The organism is Stenotrophomonas sp. Sm10 (genome assembly GCF_030985515.1).
Lineage (GTDB): Bacteria > Pseudomonadota > Gammaproteobacteria > Xanthomonadales > Xanthomonadaceae > Stenotrophomonas > Stenotrophomonas hibiscicola.
This window is the reverse complement of record NZ_JAPTFO010000172.1, coordinates 1-2,318: the sequence shown is the minus strand read 5'-3', so window position 1 is coordinate 2,318 and position 2,318 is coordinate 1. Positions and strand designations below refer to the sequence as shown.

The 2,318-nt window shown below is 67.6% G+C and carries 2 protein-coding genes and 1 pseudogene; 1 reads left to right on the top strand and 2 read right to left on the bottom strand.

Features of this window, described 5'->3' with window-relative positions; all coding sequences use genetic code 11:
- A pseudogene (locus O0J15_RS20805) lies at window positions 1-332 on the bottom strand (energy transducer TonB); the annotation flags it as partial.
- Window positions 333-445: 113 nt separating this feature from the next.
- Here O0J15_RS20805 and serS point away from each other — a divergent pair.
- A complete protein-coding gene (gene serS / locus O0J15_RS20800; RefSeq protein ID WP_188250507.1) occupies window positions 446-1,726 on the top strand; it encodes a serine--tRNA ligase in 1,281 nt (426 codons plus the stop codon).
- A gap of 42 nt (window positions 1,727-1,768) precedes the next feature.
- On the opposite strand, the gene O0J15_RS20795 is transcribed toward serS, so the two are convergent.
- Entirely contained in the window at window positions 1,769-2,125 is a 357-nt protein-coding gene (locus O0J15_RS20795) for a ligand-binding protein SH3 (RefSeq protein WP_308306248.1), read from the bottom strand.
- Between the last annotated feature and the right edge of the window lie 193 nt (window positions 2,126-2,318).

The following is a 2,318-nucleotide window of genomic DNA, read 5'->3' as shown; positions in this document are numbered from 1 at the left end:
GCCGGGGCCGGCTCGGCGATCGGGGCGGGTGGTGGCGGGGCGGTTTCGACCAGCTTCGGCGCTTCTTCCTCGACCGGGGCCGGCTTGGCATCGGGCATGTCGCTGGAACCGGCCGCAGCGGCCAACGGTTCCGGGAGGGGCTCGACCTGGGCGGTTTCCTGCGGGGTCTGCGCGGCCGGGTCGGCGCGGAAGAACTCCTTGTCGCGGCCGGTCAGCCAGACCAGCACGAACAGCAGTACGCCCACGCCGAAGGCGATGCCGGCGATCTTCAGGGCGTTGCGCGGGATATGCACAGTGAACGACTTGGCGGACGACGAGCGGGGTGCAGACATGGACCGGACCAGTACGGAATGGCTCGATTCTGCCACGGCGGGAATGAACCGGGCGGCAGAAATCCGTATAACAAGCGATAATCCCGTTCCTGATACCCACCACGACACCTGCCATGCTTGATCCAGCCCTGCTCCGCCACCAGCCCGCCGACCTCGCTGAACGCCTGCGCACCAGCCGCGGCTTCGAGCTCGACGTGTCTGCCCTGGAGGCCCTGGAGGCTGATCGCAAGCGCATCCAGGTACGGACCCAGGAACTGCAGAGCCTGCGCAACAGCCGTTCCAAGGCCATCGGCCAGGCCAAGGCCAAGGGCGAGGACGTTTCGGCCATCATGGCCGAGGTTGCTGCCTTCGCCGACGAGTTGAAGGCCTCGGAAGTGGCGCTGGACGAACTGCGCGAGAAGATCGAAGCGATCTCGATGGGCATCCCGAACCTGCCGGCCGATGACGTGCCAGCCGGTGCTGACGAGAACGACAACGTCGAGCAGGCGCGCTGGGGTACCCCGCGCCAGTTCGATTTCAAGGTGCTGGACCACGTTGAACTGGGCGCCCGCAACGGCTGGCTGGACGGCGAGACTGCGGCCAAGCTGTCCGGCTCGCGCTTCACCGTGCTGCGCGGCCCGATCGCGCGCCTGCACCGTGCGCTGGCCCAGTTCATGGTCGACCTGCATACCGGCGAGCACGGTTATGAGGAAACCAACGTGCCGCTGCTGGTCAACGCCGATTCGCTGCGCGGCACCAGCCAGCTGCCGAAGTTCGAGGACGACCTGTTCAAGACCGCCGTGGGCGATTCCACGCGCTACCTGATCCCGACCTCGGAAGTGCCGCTGACCAACATCGTGCGCGACGAGATCGTCGATGCCGAGCGCCTGCCGTTGCGCATGACCGCCCACTCGATGTGCTTCCGTGCCGAGGCCGGCAGCGGCGGGCGCGACGTGCGCGGCATGATCCGCCAGCACCAGTTCGAGAAGGTCGAGCTGGTCTCGATCTGTCGCCCGGAAGAGAGCGATGCCGAACACCAGCGCATGACCCGCTGCGCTGAAGTGGTGCTGGAAAAGCTGGGCCTGCCGTACCGCAAGGTGCTGCTGTGCACCGGCGACATGGGCTTCTCGGCCATCAAGACCTACGACCTGGAAGTCTGGCTGCCGTCGCAGGAAACCTACCGCGAGATTTCCTCGTGCTCGAACTGTGGTGATTTCCAGGCCCGCCGCATGCAGGCGCGCTGGCGCAACCCGGCCACCGGCAAGCCGGAGCTGGCGCACACGCTGAATGGCTCGGGCGTGGCCGTCGGCCGCGCGATGATCGCGGTGATGGAGAACTACCAGAACGCCGATGGCAGCATCACCGTGCCGGAAGCCCTGCGCCCGTACATGGGTGGGCTGGAAACCATCGCCTGACAGCCGGCGATTCGCGCCGCCGCCCGAGCATAGGCTCGGGCGCTACCGGGTTTCTGCTGCCCTCAGCTTCTCCAGCGGCACCCATCCCGGTTCGCCGGTCTCCGGCACGCACCACGCCCAGCCATTGAGCGTGCGCATTCCTCGCAGCAGCTGCCCCGGATCCACATCCAACTCCCGCGCGCAGTAATCCTCCGTGGCATAGGCGTCACCCTGCGCATTGCGACCAATCACCGGCGCCGGCACGAAACCGGGCTGCTGCCCCTCGGCCTCGCACAGGAACCAGTCGTCCCAGCCCTCCGGGCCTTCATAGCGTTCGCCCACTACCAGCGCCTGGCCGCGGCGCAGGGTGATCGGGTGCGGAAATTCGCTGCGGTGCGCAGCCGTCACGATGTAGTTCATGACCCCAGCCTAACCCCCTGTAGAACCCCGCGCATAGCGCTGCATCCACGCATGGCGTAGATCTACCGCGCGTGCATCAGTAGATCCACGCCATGCGTGGATAGCGCAGGCCCTCAGGCCAGGCACCACAAAAAAGCGGGGCCCCCGGGGGGGGGGGGCGCGGGGGGGGGGGGGGGGGGGGGGGGGGGCCGCC

Coding starts and splice junctions, on each gene's coding strand:
- serS (WP_188250507.1), top strand. CDS start 446: ATGCTTGATCCAGCCCTGCTCCGCCACCAGCCCGCCGACCTCGCTGAA.
- O0J15_RS20795 (WP_308306248.1), bottom strand. CDS start 2,125: ATGAACTACATCGTGACGGCTGCGCACCGCAGCGAATTTCCGCACCCG.